This window comes from Staphylococcus sp. HMSC077D08 (genome assembly GCF_001837945.1).
GTDB lineage: Bacteria > Bacillota > Bacilli > Staphylococcales > Staphylococcaceae > Staphylococcus > Staphylococcus epidermidis.
Genome location: NZ_KV834742.1, coordinates 110877 through 127894 on the forward strand (window position 1 = coordinate 110877; position 17018 = coordinate 127894).

The following is a 17018-nucleotide window of genomic DNA, read 5'->3' on the forward strand; positions in this document are numbered from 1 at the left end:
ATTATAACTTGTCGTTTAAAGCTTCGGCGAGTTGCTCGAATTGCTCCCAACTATTTACTGAAACTCCAGATGCATTTGGATGTCCACCACCACCAAATGTATTAGCGACATCATTAATAATAATATGACCTTTAGAACGCAACCTACATCTGATTTGATCTCCTTCATCAACGCCAAACATCCATATTTTTAATCCTCGAATATCGGCGATTGTATTTACAAATAAAGACGCTTCATTAGGTTGTATTTGAAATTTTTCAAGTATGTCTTTAGTTATTTTAACTTTGCAGAATCCCTTATCATTTAAATCAAAATTTTGCAATATATAGCCTTGAAATGGTAATAGTTTCGGATCTTTTTCAGACATTTTGTTTAATTCTTGGTTGTGATCAAAAGGATATGTAAGTAATTTTCCAGCAATTTGCATTGTCCGTGGTGTAGTATTATTAAATAAAAAACGTCCAGTATCACCGACGATGCCAAGATATAACAATCTAGCAACTTGTTCATCAATGATATGTTCATCGTTGAAATGTGAAATGAATTCGTAAATTATTTCACTAGTGGAAGAAGCTTTGGTATTAACATAGTTTATATCTCCATACTGATCAGTAGCAGGATGATGATCAATTTTTAAAAGTTTGGTACCTGTATCATAACGTTGGTCATCTATTCTTGGTGCATTTGCCGTATCACATACAACTACAGTCGCTTTCTTATACATATCATTGTCAATTTCATCCATCAAACCTATAAATTTCAAAGAATCTTCATTAGTTCCTACAGCATAAATTTGTTTATCTGGAAACTTCTTTTGCAAGTAATATTTCAAACCTAATTGCGAACCATATGCGTCTGGATCAGGTCTTAGATGTCTGTGAATAATAATTAACTCACTTTGTTCTAATGCTTCCATTATTTCATTCATTTTTACTTCCATTTTAATTACTCCCTTTAAATTTCTAAATATTATTTTAAAACCCATCAAACATTTGACAAATTACTAAGGCATTAGCAACTTTTTCACCATTATTAATCATAGTAACTTCTAATTTAGCAAAATATCGTCCAACATCTAACATTTCATAATGTACTTCAATAGAAGATTCAATTGGTACAGTCTTAATATAGATAATACTCATACTTTCTATCATGACATTACCTTTTTTATACTTTCTCATTTCGTGACGAATCGTTTCCTCAATAATTCCAACAAATACTGCTTTACTTAAAGTACCGTAATGATTTGTAATGAGTGGAGATACGTCGACATTTATTCCTTGTTGATGTATTGAAATATGTTTAGCAATTTGATCATTCACTGTTTCACCAATTTGAGGTTGTCTACCTAATAATTGCATTGATTTTAAAACATCCTGTCTGTTAATTACACCGACAGCTTTTTTATTATTATCAGTTACTGGTAATAATTCAATCCCTTCCCAAATTAATAAATGGGCACAACTAGCAACCGTATTTGTTAATTTAACACTCAATGGATTTTTAGTCATAACCTTACCTAATAGATCTTCTTCGTTCATATTGATGATTTCTCTACTTGTTACTATACCTACTAATTTAAATTCTTCGTTTACTATAGGAAACCTTGTATGGCCAGTTTCATTTGCTATTTTTTTGTAATCATGAATTGTCATTGAATCAAATAACACTGATAATTCATTGATTGGTTTAACTATATCCTCAACCACAAGTATTTCTTTGCGTATTTTCTGATTAAACATTGCTTTATTGATGATATTAGCAACTAAGAATGTATCATAACTTGAAGAAATAATTGGCAATTCATGCTCATCTGCATATCGTATAATTTCAGCACTTGGACGAAAACCACCTGTGATGAGTATTGAAGTTTCTCGTTTTAAAGCTTCAATCTGTACATTTTCTCTATTTCCAACAATTAATAATGTGTGTTTGCCTATATATTTCAGAATATCATCAAATTGCATTGCTCCTATTGCAAATTTTGAAACTGATTTATTAAGTCCAGCTCTACCGGCAAGTATTTGACCCTCAACAATATTTGCAATTTCATTAAACGTTAAGTTATCTAAATTTTCTCTATTTCGTTTCTCGATTCTAACAGTACCAACTCTGTCAATAGTTGCTACAATTCCAAGTTGACTCGCATCTTTAATTGCTCTGTACGCAGTACCTTCAGACACATTAAGATCTTTAGCAATTTTTCGCACAGAGATTTTAGAGCCTATTGATAAAGATTCAATATGTTTAATTATTTGTTCATTCTTTGTCATCCCGTTACCTCTTATATCTTTATAACAGTCTTTTTATCATTATAACTTTTAATGTACAAAAAATCATTGTTCAATCATTCTAAAATACTAAATATTAATCAATATAAATTACCGTTAAAGATTATATTCAAAATATTTAAATATTAATGGAAATCACACTAAAACTTTACTAAAATAAAGTTGAGGAGGGATGATTTATGTATAAACATATTCTACTTGGGGTAGACACTCAAATTAAAAATGAGAAAGCTCTTAAAGAGGTGTCTCGTTTAGCAGGTGAAAGTACTATCGTCACAGTTTTAAATGCCATTAATGAGCAAGATGCTCAAGCGTCAATCAGAGCTGGCGTACATTTAGATAAGCTAACCGAAAAACGTTCTAAAGGTTTAGAAAGTACACTTAAAACTTTAGAAGACTACGGCATTGATTATGATGAAGTTATTGTGAGAGGCAATGCTAAGGATGAGCTATTAAAATTTGCGAATAGTGGTAAATATGAAATTGTTGTTCTTAGTAACCGAAAAGCTGAAGACAATAAGAAATTTGTTTTAGGTAGCGTAAGTCATAAAGTAGCTAAACGTGCTACTATTCCTGTTTTAATAGTTAAATAAACGACATACTCGTAACCTAAAATACCAAAACTATAATAAATGAGTTAGTATTTGTATTAAAAGGTTTGATATAATTTCAATTTTTATTCAGCAATCGACTTGCCACAACATTAGGAAGCCTGAGACATTATGTGTGTCTCAGGCTCTTATTTATATTTCTTAAATTCAAAATATCAACTTACTACTGTTAAATTTTAATTAACGTTGTACTTTTAGAAAATGACTTAAAAACCAAAAGCTATATGTCATTTAGACAAATAATTAAAATTCCACTGATTCTCCTGGATTGAGAATTTGCACTTCCCCTACCTGAACTGCATCCTTAAATTGCTCTGGATCTTGTTCAATTAACGGGAATGTATTGTAATGAATAGGAACACTGATTGTAGGCTTAATAAATTCATTAATAGCGTAACTAGCATCTTCTATTCCCATGGTAAAGTTATCTCCAATAGGAACAAAACATACATCAACTGGGTGTCTATCTGCTATCAATTTCATATCACTAAATAATCCTGTATCCCCGGTATGATAGATAGTCTTACCTTCAGCTTCGACAATTATTCCCATAGGCATACCTAAATATACGGGCACACCATTTTCATGTGTAAAACTAGAACTATGGAATGCTTGAACAAATTTGACTGTTCCAAAATCAAATTTAGCTTTCCCACCAATGTTCATGCCATGAACATTTTCGACTCCGTGATAAGTAGATAAATATCCTTGTAATTCTGCCGAACCAATCACAGTTGCATGGTTACGATTGGCCAATTCAACTACATCACCAAAATGGTCAGCGTGACCATGTGTTAAGATAATGTAATCTACCTCTAACGTTTGTTCATCTAGGTCACATTTATCGTTGCCAGAGATAAATGGATCAACTATAACTTTCTTGCCGTTACCTTCAAAATAAATTGTTGATTGACCATGAAATGAAAGTTTCATAAGAGTTCCCCTCCTAAAAGTAATATCTTTTAACAGTATACCCTAACAGTCACATTTATAACACTAGTGAGCTATTTAGCTTGTTTAGTTCAATCAATAACTCTTACTTTTTGAAAACTATATCTTATTAGCATAGAATTAATATATCATCACATGATGGAGGTTCATTATATGACTAAAATAGAAGAAATCAAAAAAGTTTTACAACAAGAAGATGCTGATGCAGCATGGATTACGACACCCTTAAACATCTTTTACTTTACTGGGTATCGAAGTGAGCCACATGAAAGACTCTTCGCTTTGCTAATTCCATCAAATGAAGAGCCTGTTTTATTTTGTCCAAAAATGGAAGTTGAAGAAGTAAAACAATCACCGTTTAAAGGTAAAATCGTCGGTTATTTAGATACTGAAAACCCATTCGACAAATACTCTAAAACTTTCTCTAAAATGCTCATTGAAAGTGAACATCTTACAGTTAAACGTCAAAGAGAATTAACAAAAGCGTTTAATATAGAACACTATCAAGATGTTGATCAATCAATCAAGGACTTACGTAATATCAAATCAGAAGATGAAATTATCAATATAAAAAAGGCAGCTGCGTTAGCTGATAAATGTATTGAAATTGGTAAATCCTTTCTTAAAGAAGGTGTAGAAGAAAGAGAAGTTGTCAACCATATCGAAAATGAAATAAAAAAATATGGCGTTAATGAAATGAGTTTCGACACGATGGTACTCTTCGGTGACCATGCTGCTTCACCACATGGTACACCCGGTGACAGAAAATTAAAGCAAAATGAGTTTGTACTATTTGATTTAGGTGTTGTATACCATCATTATTGCAGTGATATGACACGCACAATTCATTTTGGCAAACCTAATAAGGAAGCACAAAATATATATAACATTGTTTTAAAAGCAGAAACGGAAGCAATTAAATCTATTAAACCAGGAGTTACCATCAAAGATATTGATAAAATAGCAAGAGATATAATCCAAGAAGCAGGTTATGGTGATTACTTTCCGCATAGACTAGGTCATGGATTAGGCCTTGAAGAACATGAATATCAAGATATATCAAGTGTAAATAATAATAAACTTGAAGCAGGAATGGTGATTACTATAGAGCCTGGCGTATATGTCCCTCATGTGGCTGGTGTTAGAATTGAAGATGATATTTTAGTAACTGAAAATGGTTATGAAATATTAACTCAATACGAAAAATAACAAAACCACAATAAGCCCCAAGCTTCATTCACATGATTGAAGCTTGGGGTAAATTTCACGCATTATTTCAATGCATCTTCAATTGAAGTATATTCAAAATTAAATGTATCGGCTACATTCTTATTAGTCACGTGTCCATTAAATGTATTTAGACCTAAAGATAATGGATGATTTACTTTGAATGCTTCACGATAACCTTTATTAGCCAATAATTGCGCATAAGGTAATGTTGCATTGTTCAATCCAATTGTAGATGTACGTGGAACGGCGCCTGGCATATTAGCCACAGCATAATGCACGACACCATGTTTAGTATAAGTTGGGGCATCGTGCGTTGTAATTTTATCAGTAGTCTCAAAGATTCCACCTTGATCTATCGCAATATCTACAATCACTGATCCATCTTTCATTTCTTTTATCATATCTTCAGTCACTAAGTTTGGCGCTTTAGCACCTGGAATCAGAACTGCTCCAATGACTAAATCACTTTCTTTTACATACATTTCTATATTTAATGGATTGGACATTATTGTTCTTACTCTGCCATCAAACAAGTCCTCTAATTCTTCTAAACGTTTAGGGTTAACATCTAAAATTGTCACTTCAGCACCTAACCCTAAAGCTATTTTAGCTGCATTTGTTCCTGCTTGACCGCCACCAATAATAGTGACTTTACCTTTAGGCACTCCAGGTATGCCACCTAGTAAGATACCCATACCTCCATTAAATCTTTGTAAAAATTCAGCTCCCACTTGTGCAGACATTCTACCAGCCACTTCACTCATTGGTGTTAATAACGGTAAAGAACCGTCTGGTAATTGTACAGTTTCATAAGCAATAGATATAACCTTGTTGTCCACAAGTGCCTGAGTTAATTTCTGTTCATTCGCAAGGTGTAAATAAGTAAATAAGATTAACTCTTCTTTAAAGAATTTGTATTCTGATTCAAGTGGTTCTTTGACTTTGATGACCATATCAACATCCCAAGCTTTTGACTGCTCATCAACAATTTTGGCACCGGCTTCTTGATAATCATCATCTTCAAAGTAAGATCCTAGACCAGCATTTGTTTCTACTAAAACTTCATGTCCTTGGTCTACAAGTGCATGTACACCACTTGGTGATAACCCCACTCGATTCTCATTATTCTTTATTTCTTTAGGAATCCCAATTTTCATATTATCTACCTCCAACCTTATCGTATCGTGTCCTTATCAAAACGGCAAACGATAACATATAATGACATAATTTTGTAATTATTATTAATTAAATATTCTGTTTATTGTGTTAAAATAGAATTAAGAAAGATAAAGGGGGCAATAATGATGATTTCTTATAAAAATATATTAATCGCAGTCGATGGATCTCATGAAGCAGAATGGGCTTTTAACAAAGCTGTCGGTGTTGCTAAACGTAACGATGCTCAATTAACTATTGTGAATGTAATTGACTCACGTACGTATTCTTCTTATGAAGTATATGATGCTCAATTCACAGAAAAATCAAAGCATTTCTCCGAAGAATTACTTAAAGGTTATAAAGAAGTAGCCACAAATGCAGGTGTAAAAAATGTTGACACATGTTTAGAATTCGGCTCACCTAAAGCAATTATACCTAAAAAATTAGCGCATGATGTTGGTGCTGATTTGATTATGAGTGGTACATCAGGTTTAAATGCGGTAGAACGTTTTATTGTTGGCTCTGTATCAGAAGCGATTGTTCGACATGCACCTTGTGACGTATTAGTTGTACGTACAGAAGAAATGCCTGAAGATTTCCAACCTCAAGTAGCAACATCACAATTACGTGAAAAATATCAAGATTAGTCACTGTTATAGATAAAATAAAAAATACTGCCGGTTGTAGTTTACTAACTTAACCGGCAGTATTTCTATATGTACTAAAATTTTTTAATACATATAGAAAAAGATACTATTTGAATTCATTAATTCTATTTTTAAAATTAATTCACTTCGATACTTTCGTTGGTATTAAATTCTTCTTTTTTGGGTGTATTATCATTAAGTTGACCATATTTAATCACGTCACGAGATATCATTACTTCTTCATCAGTAGGTACAACAAGTACTTTTACAGGTGAATGTGGATAATTAATATAACCTTCTTCACCATGTAAACTTTCATTCTTCTTAGGATCCCAATAAACACCCATAAACTCAAGTCCTTCTAAAACTTTACCACGAATAATATGTGAGTTTTCACCTATTCCTGCAGTAAATACAATAATATCTACACCATGCATTCTAGCTGCATAAGAACCAATATATTTGTGAATTTTTGAAGCAAATAAATCTAGTGCAACACGTGAACGTTGACGTCCATGTTTTGCTTCTTCAGTTAAATCACGCAAATCACTTGATGTCCCAGTAAGACCTAATAATCCTGATTCTTTATTAAGTATTTCTAATACTTCATCAGCTGTTTTACCTGTTTTTTCCATAATGAATGGTATTAAAGCTGGATCAAGATTCCCCGAACGAGTCCCCATTGTTACACCAGCAAGTGGTGTGAATCCCATAGATGTATCAATAGATTCTCCACCGTCTATAGCTGCAATAGATGCACCGTTACCGATGTGACAAGAAATAATTCTTAAATCTTCAATTGGTCTACCAACAATTTGAGCAGCTCTACGAGATACATATTTATGACTTGTGCCGTGGAAACCATACTTACGTATACCATAGTCTTCATAGTAATGATATGGCAAGCTATATAAATAAGCTTGTTCAGGCATAGTTTGGTGGAAAGAAGTATCAAACACCGCAACATGTGGGATTTCTGGTAATAACTTTCTAAAAGCTCTAATACCCATTAAATTAGCTGGATTGTGTAAAGGTGCTAATTCACTTAATTCTTCAATTTGAGATTCTACATCATCAGTAACAACAACTGATTTAGGGAAAGTTTCGCCACCGTGCACAACACGATGACCTGTTCCTTGAATATCAGTGATGTCTTTAATCATTTCATGTTCTTTAAAACTATCTAACATTATATTAACGGCTTCTTCATGATTATGGATATCTCTGATATCAGTAAGCTTCTCGCCATTAACATGAATGGTGAAGATAGAATCGCTTAAACCAATACGTTCTATCACACCTTTAGTTACTAGTTTTTCTTCAGGCATCTTAATTAGCTGGAACTTTAAAGATGAGCTACCAGCATTTACCGCCAAAATTAATTTTGACATAAGACATTGTCCTCCATCATTTGTTTAGTTATATTTTTCACATAATCATTTTATCATTAACACAGTTTGAATACTATATTGTTACAGACTATTTTTTTGTATGATTTGTGACTATCCACTGATTCAATTCAGAAATGAAACCTTGAAATTGTTGAGGATTTTTAAAATCAGGGATATTTGCTAATAAGACTTCAACTGGTCGAGTTTCTCCTGATTTTTTCTTTTGTAAAATCAATATAGATTTACGTGCTTTTTCATTTTTAAATAAAGTTTTAGGTAAATTTAAAAATGCTTGCATCTCAGTCTCTGTAGCAATGAAATTTTCCAACTGTTTCACTTTATCATCTTCAAAGAGATGACTAGGAACAACTAAAAATGCATAACCTGCCCCTTTTAGCGCATTAATAGATTGTTCGATTAACAGATGATGGGAATAACTGTGTCCCTCTTCGAAACCTAACTTCATTTCTCTACTACGTTCATCTAAAGGATAGTATCCTATTGGGAAATCTCCAATCACGACATCTGCCTCTTCCAATGGTAATGGCATAATCGCATCTTGAGGATAAACGTCAAATGGTATCTCTAAAAAATTGGCCAAATGCACACTTACACGTGATAGCACCGGATCGACCTCTATCAGATGGTGCATAATTGTTTTATCAGAAAGTACTTCTTTCACTGCTGCACTTAGATGACCTGCCCCACTTGCAATATCTACAATGTGCATTTCCTCTTTATGTTCTAAAAAGCGTTGAACAAGAAAACCGAGAATGAGTCCAATAGAATCAGGCGTAATCTGATGATTAGCTTGAATATTTTCTTCTTGTAATAAACTTAAATATGCAAATTGAAAAGCTTTCCTTCTATCTTGAAGCGTTGCTTGCTCTAAAAGTTCTCTTTGGTTTGTATATATATCTTCCATAGCTAGCCCTAAATTTTCGATAAAACTTTGTCCATTTTCTTTGTTTAAGGCTTTAGCTTTATCGTCTAATGTATGAAATAGACGTTCCATTATAGTGTTTTCTTCAGACATAAAATATCCCTTTCTATTTAAAAAAGTGTCCATCCGTGATTGATAGTATGAATTAACTCTAAATAATTAATTTACTACTCGAACAAGTATGGACACTAAAACTTTTTACTGTCAATAGTTCAATATGACTAAATATTTCTATATGCTTTTAATGCGGCTTCAAAATCAGGGTAATTCGTACCTTCACTGACAATTTCCTTATATACTACTTTATTGTTTTCGTTTAACACAAATACCGAACGTGCAAGTAAGCGTAATTCATCCATTACAAGTCCATAATTTCGACCAAAAGATAAATCTTTATGATCACTTAAAGTAATTACATTTTCTAATCCGCTTGATGCACACCATCTTTTTTGGGCGAAAGGTAAATCTACTGATATCGTTAAAACTACGCCATCTTCAGCTGAAGCTTCTTCATTAAACTTTCGAGTTTGACTATCACATACTCCTGTATCAATAGATGGTATAACACTAATTAATTTCTTCTTGTTTTTATAATCATCTAAAGTAATTTGATTTAAACTATTATCAAGCACTGTGAAATTTGGTGCGATATCACCTTCATTAACCTCAGAACCTGATAATTTAATGGGATTATTTTTAAATGTAATTTGAGTCATCGTAACGACCTCCTATCAACTTAGTTAATTATAATGATACGACAAAGAACGTATGATTTTCAATTTTTTAGCCATTATCTATTAAAAAATGAAAACCTTTCCAAAAAATCGCTATTTTTAATATAGTAATAAAAGAGGCCAAACAAATTTGCAAACATTAACTCGACAAGATAAGCAATACACACTCATTTAAAGTTTGTCTACAATTTCATTTGAACCTCTTAATCTAACAATTATTTACTGCACAATAAAATCGTAGAGATTTTTTATAATTAATATTGCAGTAACTACTATAAATAAAGCTTTTACATACCTTACCCCTTTTTTCAAGGCAAATTGAGCACCTAACAAAGCACCTATCATCATGCTAAAAGCCATAATAATACCATAAAAATAATTGACCTGACCTAAAATCATGAAAAATAATAACGCACCACAATTAGATGCAAAATTTAAAACCTTTGCATTACCAGCTGCGCTTAAAAAGTCAAAGCCAAATAATAAAAGTGTAAATAGCATAAAGGAGCCCGTACCACCACCTAAAAAACCATCATAAAATCCAATAACAATAAATATTAATGTAAATAATACTGCTTTTGTAAAAGTAAAATCGGTAAATGTTCTTACATTTCCCCAATCTTTTTGTATGATGGTATAAATAAGAACTAATGACAGTGCTATAATGATTAGCGGTTTTAAAATAATTGCTGGTATGTATGTCGCAATGATAGCACCACCACCGGAAGCAACAAATATTAATGGAAACATCTTTCCTACTATTTTCAAGTCAACTTTACCTGAACGTAAAAATTTTAATGCACTTGTTAATGTACTAAAAGAACTCGCAAATTTATTTGTACCTAAAGCAACAGATGGTGGCAAGCCAACTGCAAGTAATGCAGGGGTTGAAATTAGTCCACCCCCACCAACTACAGAGTCGACGAATGAAGCGATAAAACCAAAGGCAACAATCATCAACATAATCGATAAATTCCAATCCATACTAAGCCTAACCCCTTTGTTTTTATTACATTACGAATTTTAGAATAAATCTTTAATCAATGAATCTGTAGATTGTTCTTTCGCACTCTTATAATTTTGATCTATTGTTAATGTTTCAATATTTTCAACTGCATTTTCTATCATTTCATCAAAATTAAATACACTTTCATATTTTACTACTTTGTCAAAATCCGGTTCAGTTACAGGATTTTTCGGAGTAAATATTGTACAACAATCTTCATAAGGTTGAATAGATGTTTCAAATGTACCGAGTTCTTTTGCTTTCTTAATAATGTCTTCTTTATCTAACGTTAATAGAGGTCTTAAAACAGGTGTAGCTGTGACATGATTAATAGCGTACATACTCTTTAGTGTCTGACTTGCTACTTGACCAAGATTCTCTCCATTTACGATGGCATTAGCATTTATTTGATGTACAACTTTATCAGATATACGCATCATCATTCTTCTTGTAGAAGTCATTGTATAACGAGGATGTACAACTTTATTAATTTGCTTTTGTATTTCTGTAAATGGTACGAGATGCAGCTTAATAGGACCAACACGTTCCGCTAAAATTCTTGTTAATTCGATAACTTTATCTTTAGCTTTTTCACTCGTAAATGGTGGACTATGAAAATGTATTGCTTCAACAGTTACGCCACGTTTCATTACTTCTATTCCTGCTACAGGAGAATCAATACCACCACTTAACATAAGTAATGTCTTACCTCCTGTACCGACTGGCAGTCCACCTGCACCAGCGATTACTTTTTCATAAATATAAATAGCATCCATTCTTACTTCTATTTTAATTTCATAGTCAGGATTTTTAACATTCACTGTTATATTATTATTTTCTTTTAGTATTGCTCCACCGACTTGACGTTGCAATTCATACGTATCCAATCGAAATGACTTATCAACGCGTTTTACATCTACCTTAAAAGTTGAACCTTTTACAAAGTCTTGAGATAACTGTATCGCTGATTGATTAATTTTCTCTTCGTTTTTATCAATTTTTATGACTGGACTGATTGATTTTATACCATAAACTTTAGATAAGCGGTGAATGATCTCATTTATGTCTGCTTCAGGGGATAATTCTATGTACATTCTATCCCTCTTTCCTTTGAGATGATAACCACGCAATGGAATAAGTGCGCGTTTCACATTGTCTTTAAGTTGATTAACAAACATTTTTCTATTCGTACCTTTAAGCGTAAGTTCTCCATATCTAACTAATAAATGATCAAATTGCATTACTTTAACAGCTCCTTAATTTCCTTATATACAGTTTCAAATGCATTCATAAAACTTAATATATCGTTTTCAGTCGTATGTGCCCCTAAAGAAATTCTTATACTACCTTCTATTTTTGACTCTGCAATTTCCATAGCAAGTAAAACCTCATTTAATTTATTCATCTTAGAAGAACAAGCACTTGTAGTTGAAACCATTACGTTTTGTTTGGAAAAAGCATTAACAAGTACCTCACCCTTAACACCTGGAAATCCTATATTTATAATGTGGGGTGATGCATTTTGAGGAGAGTTGATAAATACATTTTTGTATTCTGCTAAAAATGAAAGTAATTTATTTTTATAATTGCTTAAACGTAAATTAAGCTCTTTTGTTTGATCAACAGCATTCTTTATAGCTCTAACCATAGAAATAGCCATTGGTAAATTAACTGTACCACTTCGTAAACCATATTCTTGTCCACCACCATGGACAATAGGTTCTATGTTTTGAATATTTTTTAAAAGTAATAGACCTTGACCTTTGAGTCCATTAAACTTGTGACCGCTTAAGCTTAAACTATCAACATGATTGATCTGCATAGGTACCTTACCTAAAGCCTGGACTGCATCAACATGAAAGTGTGCACGTGGGTAATTTTTTACAATATTTGCTATTTCTTCAATAGGTTGAATTTGTCCCATAATATTATTGACATACATACATGTCACAAGTCCTACTTTATCTGTCATTAATAATTTTAAGTGTTCTGTGTCCAACTTACCTTCTTTTGTCACATCAACATATTTTAATTTAAAACCTTTTTCCCTTTCCAAATACCTCATTACTTCCAAAACTGAGGGATGTTCTAAGACTGATGTGATAATCTCATTAGCAGTTTCTTTTTTCATATACGCAATACCTTTTAGCAGTATATTATTCGATTCAGTTGCGCCACTTGTGAAAATGATATCAAACTGATTATTTAAGCTTAATATACGATTGATTTCACTTTTTGCTTTCAATAATAATTGTTCGGCTTGAACCCCTGCATGATGAGGACTATTTGGATTGAAGTATAATGTTTGATTCACTTTTACGAATGAATCAACAACATCTTGATCAGCTTTGGTAGTGGCTGCATTGTCTAAATAAATCACTGATATCACTTCTCTTTCAAATTTTAATTAAATCTTGTTTTAAAAATGAATTGCTTCACTATAAATTTACAAATTAAGATACTCAAGCATTATACTATTTTCTCACAAAATTAAAAGAGTGTGACCATGAATTTTAATTCACTACTAATAGAACACTAAAAAACCTGAGACATTCATTATTGTCTCAGGTAATTCCGATGCATGGAGAGTCGATGACTGCAGAAATTTACACTTATACTAATCTTTGACTCTATCAATTATGATTAAAATAAGATAGTAAATCTCATGTAGATTTAACTCACACTTGTATAATATTTATACACAAATTACTATTCTTTAATCACTTGCTCTTCAATATGTTTGGTAATACCAGGTTCAACACTTTCTAATGCTTCTTCGGCTATCTCTATCGCACGTTTATATCGGTTATTTTTAAATAGTCGTTCTGCTTCATTTAAGCTTTTATCAACATGATGATGGTCCTTACGATATCTATTACCATATTGGATAAGCTTTTCTGCGTATACAGCATTTACAAGTACATCGTTAGCTTCATCTTCAAATGTATTCATTTGAATAACAATTTTTGCTACTTTATCCTTTAGTTGTTTAACATGAATTGGACGTTCGCTAAATTGATCATTTACTTCTCTTACTTCATTATCAATTTCATTTTTCATGATAATGAAACGTTCTGGAACGCTAGTTAAATTAGAAGCTAATAAACGTCGGTATACTTCTTCTTTCTTAGATTGTACTCTTAATAAATTATCTTCTGCTTCAGCTTCATCTTCGCGTAATTGAATGAGATGATTTTGAAGTTTATCTTGTTCTTTGTTAATTACAGATACATGATCTTCAAGGTACTGTAAATTATCTTGTACTTCACTATAACGTACCGCAGATTTAGAAGTTTCTTTTAAAATATCATCATAAACTGAGATGAGACTTTGAATTTCATTTTCAAATTGTCTTACACTTTGAGCATCTGATTCATTAATATAGTAATTTTCACGAACATATTCAATTTCGGTTTGTAATGTATAGTTCATATCTTTGGCCTTAAATAAGTCATCAGTAATAATATCTTTCGTTTCTTCAACTTCATTTTTGGCTTTTACTTCATATTCAATAAGATCATACATTTCATCTAATTTATCATTAATATTTTCAAGTTTATTATTAGCTTCATCTAATTCTAATCGACTAATCATTGGTTCAACAAAACTTAATTCTGTCTTAAGACTTTGTATTGTACCATCGACTTTAACATGATCTAAATCATAGCCTTCAACCTTTAAGTCTCTGCATCCATATTTTAAATCTTGAAACTGTCCTGGTAATTCTTTTTGAGTTTCTCGAATTAATTCTGGAATTTCATCCATATAAAATTTTAAATTTTTAATTTGATCCTCTAAAGCAGCAATGTGATTATGGGCTTGAACATAGTTACCTTCACTTTTTAAACTCTCATATTCATTTAACTTAGGCTCATAATTTTCGATTTCATTTTCAAGTGGTTCAGCTGCTTCACCAAATTGATGACGATTTGCTAATACATCACGTTTCATTTCACGATAGTCAACTTTACACTTTTCATACAATGCTTCATTTTCTTTATGTAAGTTTATAATGTCGTCCACTTGAGTTACTTGATGCTGATAATTCTCTTCGTATTGATCCATTAATTCGTGAGCATCATCAATTTCAGTTTGTGCTGCTGTGAATTTAAATTTCTCTAAAAACTCTTCAGCATTTTGAATTTTTTCTTCTACTGGAGCTAAGTATTTATTTGTAGTTTCTGTGTTGTCTTTTTTCATTGCATCATACTTAGTCTTTGTTTCACCTTTTAAATTTAAACCAGTAAGTTTTCTTAGGTTATCATCTAAAGGTAATTGTTCAATTTCGTTCTTACGCTCTTCTGTTTTTTCAATTAAATTTCTTTTGTTTGAGCGCATATAAAACAATACGCCAATAGCAATTAAAATAACTACTAATATTGCTAATATGATAAATAACACCATATACTTCTCCTCCTATTTTATCATCTTACATTATAACGTAATTTTGTGCGTCGTTAAATCACAAAATCAATTAATTGATAGATTATTTTTAAAAGCTTATACTAAATTAAAAATTGTAGTAACGAGGTATGACGATGACAATGAATATTCCAACAAATTATAAACTGATATCAAAACAACTTGCTAGTTTAATCGAAGATGAAAAGAATTTAATTGCAATATTAAGCAATACTTCTGCTCTTCTTAACGATACAATTGATCATATTAATTGGGTAGGTTTTTACCTTATTGAAAATAAGGAGCTTATTCTTGGACCATTTCAAGGCCATCCTGCCTGTGTACATATTGCTATCGGCAAAGGGGTTTGTGGCACTGCCGTTTCATCTGGTGAAATACAACGTGTTAAAAACGTCCATCAATTCCCTGGTCACATAGCTTGTGACGCAAATAGTCAATCAGAAATTGTTATTCCATTACATCAAAACGGCCAGATTATCGGAGTATTAGATATTGACGCTCCTATAAAAAATAGATTTTCACAAGATGATCAAGAAGGACTTGAATCTATTGTAAAAACTTTAGAAAAACAACTCAATCAAATTTAAAATAATCTTGACACTTTCTTTTAAAATGATAAAATAGGCTTTGTGTGAATTAACGAAAATAGCAGTTATATATTATCTAGCTCTATGTTGTTCCCAATGTGGACGTGTCGCGTAACTGTCGCTATAAGGTGAAGACACATAAAACAATATATCTCGATAAGCATGTAACACTCTTTTTTGTTTTTTCATAACAACAAAAAAGAAAAAGGAGGAGTCTCACATGGCTCGATTCAGAGGTTCAAACTGGAAAAAATCTCGTCGTTTAGGTATCTCATTAAGCGGTACTGGTAAAGAATTAGAAAAACGACCATACGCACCAGGACAACATGGTCCTAACCAACGTAAAAAATTATCAGAATATGGTTTACAATTACGTGAAAAACAAAAATTACGTTACTTATATGGAATGACTGAAAGACAATTCCGTAACACATTTGATATTGCTGGTAAGCAATATGGTGTACACGGTGAAAACTTCATGATATTACTTGCTAGTCGTTTAGATGCAGTTGTTTATTCATTAGGTTTAGCTCGTACACGTCGTCAAGCACGTCAATTAGTAAACCACGGTCACATTGAAGTAGATGGTGGACGCGTAGATATCCCATCTTACTCATTAAAACCTGGTCAAGTGATTACAGTTCGTGAAAAATCACAAAACTTAGATATTATTAAAGAATCTGTTGAAATTAACAATTTCGTACCAGAATATTTAGACTTTGATGCTGACAACTTAAAAGGTACTTTCGTTCGATTCCCTGAACGTAGCGAGTTACCAGCTGAAATCAATGAACAATTAATCGTTGAGTACTACTCAAGATAATCGATTTCTACTTTTTACACCCAATTCCAATTTTGGATTTGGGTGTTTTATTTTATGTAAAAATTTCTATCTTGTTTTAGTTTTCAAGTATTTAATTGTATGATGCATTTTGTTTAATAAAAACTGGGATATTAATCAATATTCCAGTTTTTATTAACAATGATCAATACTCAACTTAATTGAAAATACACTCTTATTTATTATTTTTTGAAGCAAGTTCTGGT

16 protein-coding genes are annotated in these 17018 nt (G+C 31.9%); 5 read left to right on the top strand and 11 right to left on the bottom strand.

The window, feature by feature from the left end:
* Position 1: 1 nt before the first annotated feature.
* Positions 2-940, bottom strand: coding sequence for a DHH family phosphoesterase (locus tag HMPREF2663_RS01405; protein ID WP_002457815.1), 939 nt, complete (start codon positions 938-940; stop codon positions 2-4).
* A gap of 34 nt (positions 941-974) precedes the next feature.
* Positions 975-2273 carry a DRTGG domain-containing protein gene (locus HMPREF2663_RS01410; protein WP_002446666.1) on the bottom strand — a complete coding sequence of 433 codons (1299 nt, stop codon included), beginning with the start codon at positions 2271-2273 and terminating at the stop codon, positions 975-977.
* 197 nt (positions 2274-2470) lie between these two features.
* On the opposite strand from HMPREF2663_RS01410, the gene HMPREF2663_RS01415 reads away from it, so the two are divergent.
* Entirely contained in the window at positions 2471-2884 is a 414-nt protein-coding gene (locus tag HMPREF2663_RS01415; RefSeq protein ID WP_070845625.1) for a universal stress protein, read from the top strand.
* A gap of 261 nt (positions 2885-3145) precedes the next feature.
* Here HMPREF2663_RS01415 and HMPREF2663_RS01420 read toward each other — a convergent pair whose 3' ends face one another.
* Complete coding sequence (locus HMPREF2663_RS01420) at positions 3146-3835, bottom strand: metal-dependent hydrolase (protein WP_002446668.1); 690 nt, start codon at positions 3833-3835, stop codon at positions 3146-3148.
* Between the two features lie 171 nt (positions 3836-4006).
* On the opposite strand from HMPREF2663_RS01420, the gene HMPREF2663_RS01425 reads away from it, so the two are divergent.
* Positions 4007-5062 carry a M24 family metallopeptidase gene (locus HMPREF2663_RS01425; RefSeq protein WP_002474995.1) on the top strand — a complete coding sequence of 352 codons (1056 nt, stop codon included), beginning with the start codon at positions 4007-4009 and terminating at the stop codon, positions 5060-5062.
* Positions 5063-5124: 62 nt separating this feature from the next.
* On the opposite strand, the gene ald is transcribed toward HMPREF2663_RS01425, so the two are convergent.
* On the bottom strand, positions 5125-6240 hold the full coding sequence (gene ald, locus HMPREF2663_RS01430) for an alanine dehydrogenase (protein WP_002474956.1): 1116 nt from the start codon (positions 6238-6240) through the stop codon (positions 5125-5127).
* A 147-nt stretch (positions 6241-6387) separates the two neighbouring features.
* On the opposite strand from ald, the gene HMPREF2663_RS01435 reads away from it, so the two are divergent.
* A complete protein-coding gene (locus tag HMPREF2663_RS01435) occupies positions 6388-6888 on the top strand; it encodes a universal stress protein (RefSeq protein WP_070845627.1) in 501 nt (166 codons plus the stop codon).
* A 137-nt stretch (positions 6889-7025) separates the two neighbouring features.
* On the opposite strand, the gene HMPREF2663_RS01440 is transcribed toward HMPREF2663_RS01435, so the two are convergent.
* The 7 genes from HMPREF2663_RS01440 to ezrA all read right to left on the bottom strand — a co-directional run bounded on the left by HMPREF2663_RS01440 (position 7026) and on the right by ezrA (position 15366).
* Positions 7026-8279, bottom strand: a complete 1254-nt coding sequence (locus HMPREF2663_RS01440) for an acetate kinase (protein ID WP_002446672.1) — start codon at positions 8277-8279, stop codon at positions 7026-7028.
* A gap of 88 nt (positions 8280-8367) precedes the next feature.
* Positions 8368-9315: a class I SAM-dependent methyltransferase gene (locus tag HMPREF2663_RS01445; RefSeq protein ID WP_002457822.1), complete on the bottom strand. Its 948-nt coding sequence runs from the start codon at positions 9313-9315 to the stop codon at positions 8368-8370.
* Between the two features lie 128 nt (positions 9316-9443).
* Positions 9444-9938: a thiol peroxidase gene (tpx, locus tag HMPREF2663_RS01450; RefSeq protein ID WP_002446674.1), complete on the bottom strand. Its 495-nt coding sequence runs from the start codon at positions 9936-9938 to the stop codon at positions 9444-9446.
* A gap of 237 nt (positions 9939-10175) precedes the next feature.
* Complete coding sequence (locus tag HMPREF2663_RS01455; RefSeq protein ID WP_002474970.1) at positions 10176-10940, bottom strand: TSUP family transporter; 765 nt, start codon at positions 10938-10940, stop codon at positions 10176-10178.
* Between the two features lie 39 nt (positions 10941-10979).
* On the bottom strand, positions 10980-12203 hold the full coding sequence (thiI, locus tag HMPREF2663_RS01460) for a tRNA uracil 4-sulfurtransferase ThiI (RefSeq protein ID WP_002475001.1): 1224 nt from the start codon (positions 12201-12203) through the stop codon (positions 10980-10982).
* Positions 12203-13342, bottom strand: coding sequence for a cysteine desulfurase family protein (locus HMPREF2663_RS01465; protein WP_002446677.1), 1140 nt, complete (start codon positions 13340-13342; stop codon positions 12203-12205). The genes thiI and HMPREF2663_RS01465 overlap by 1 nt, the downstream gene beginning before the upstream one ends.
* 329 nt (positions 13343-13671) lie before the next feature.
* Positions 13672-15366: a septation ring formation regulator EzrA gene (gene ezrA, locus HMPREF2663_RS01470; protein WP_002486736.1), complete on the bottom strand. Its 1695-nt coding sequence runs from the start codon at positions 15364-15366 to the stop codon at positions 13672-13674.
* A gap of 134 nt (positions 15367-15500) precedes the next feature.
* On the opposite strand from ezrA, the gene HMPREF2663_RS01475 reads away from it, so the two are divergent.
* Complete coding sequence (locus HMPREF2663_RS01475; RefSeq protein WP_002474952.1) at positions 15501-15971, top strand: GAF domain-containing protein; 471 nt, start codon at positions 15501-15503, stop codon at positions 15969-15971.
* 220 nt (positions 15972-16191) lie between these two features.
* Positions 16192-16794 (top strand): 30S ribosomal protein S4, encoded by a 603-nt coding sequence (rpsD, locus tag HMPREF2663_RS01480; RefSeq protein ID WP_001830798.1) that lies wholly within the window; start codon positions 16192-16194, stop codon positions 16792-16794.
* The last annotated feature ends 224 nt before the right edge of the window (positions 16795-17018 follow it).

Excerpts from the sequence above, each read along its gene's own strand:
- tpx (WP_002446674.1), bottom strand. The coding sequence starts at position 9,938 with ATGACTCAAATTACATTTAAAAATAATCCCATTAAATTATCAGGTTCT.
- HMPREF2663_RS01475 (WP_002474952.1), top strand. The coding sequence starts at position 15,501 with ATGACAATGAATATTCCAACAAATTATAAACTGATATCAAAACAACTT.
- rpsD (WP_001830798.1), top strand. The coding sequence starts at position 16,192 with ATGGCTCGATTCAGAGGTTCAAACTGGAAAAAATCTCGTCGTTTAGGT.
- thiI (WP_002475001.1), bottom strand. The coding sequence starts at position 12,203 with ATGCAATTTGATCATTTATTAGTTAGATATGGAGAACTTACGCTTAAA.
- HMPREF2663_RS01445 (WP_002457822.1), bottom strand. The coding sequence starts at position 9,315 with ATGTCTGAAGAAAACACTATAATGGAACGTCTATTTCATACATTAGAC.
- HMPREF2663_RS01415 (WP_070845625.1), top strand. The coding sequence starts at position 2,471 with ATGTATAAACATATTCTACTTGGGGTAGACACTCAAATTAAAAATGAG.
- HMPREF2663_RS01405 (WP_002457815.1), bottom strand. The coding sequence starts at position 940 with ATGGAAGTAAAAATGAATGAAATAATGGAAGCATTAGAACAAAGTGAG.
- HMPREF2663_RS01455 (WP_002474970.1), bottom strand. The coding sequence starts at position 10,940 with ATGGATTGGAATTTATCGATTATGTTGATGATTGTTGCCTTTGGTTTT.
- HMPREF2663_RS01440 (WP_002446672.1), bottom strand. The coding sequence starts at position 8,279 with ATGTCAAAATTAATTTTGGCGGTAAATGCTGGTAGCTCATCTTTAAAG.
- HMPREF2663_RS01410 (WP_002446666.1), bottom strand. The coding sequence starts at position 2,273 with ATGACAAAGAATGAACAAATAATTAAACATATTGAATCTTTATCAATA.
- ald (WP_002474956.1), bottom strand. The coding sequence starts at position 6,240 with ATGAAAATTGGGATTCCTAAAGAAATAAAGAATAATGAGAATCGAGTG.
- HMPREF2663_RS01435 (WP_070845627.1), top strand. The coding sequence starts at position 6,388 with ATGATTTCTTATAAAAATATATTAATCGCAGTCGATGGATCTCATGAA.
- ezrA (WP_002486736.1), bottom strand. The coding sequence starts at position 15,366 with ATGGTGTTATTTATCATATTAGCAATATTAGTAGTTATTTTAATTGCT.
- HMPREF2663_RS01425 (WP_002474995.1), top strand. The coding sequence starts at position 4,007 with ATGACTAAAATAGAAGAAATCAAAAAAGTTTTACAACAAGAAGATGCT.
- HMPREF2663_RS01420 (WP_002446668.1), bottom strand. The coding sequence starts at position 3,835 with ATGAAACTTTCATTTCATGGTCAATCAACAATTTATTTTGAAGGTAAC.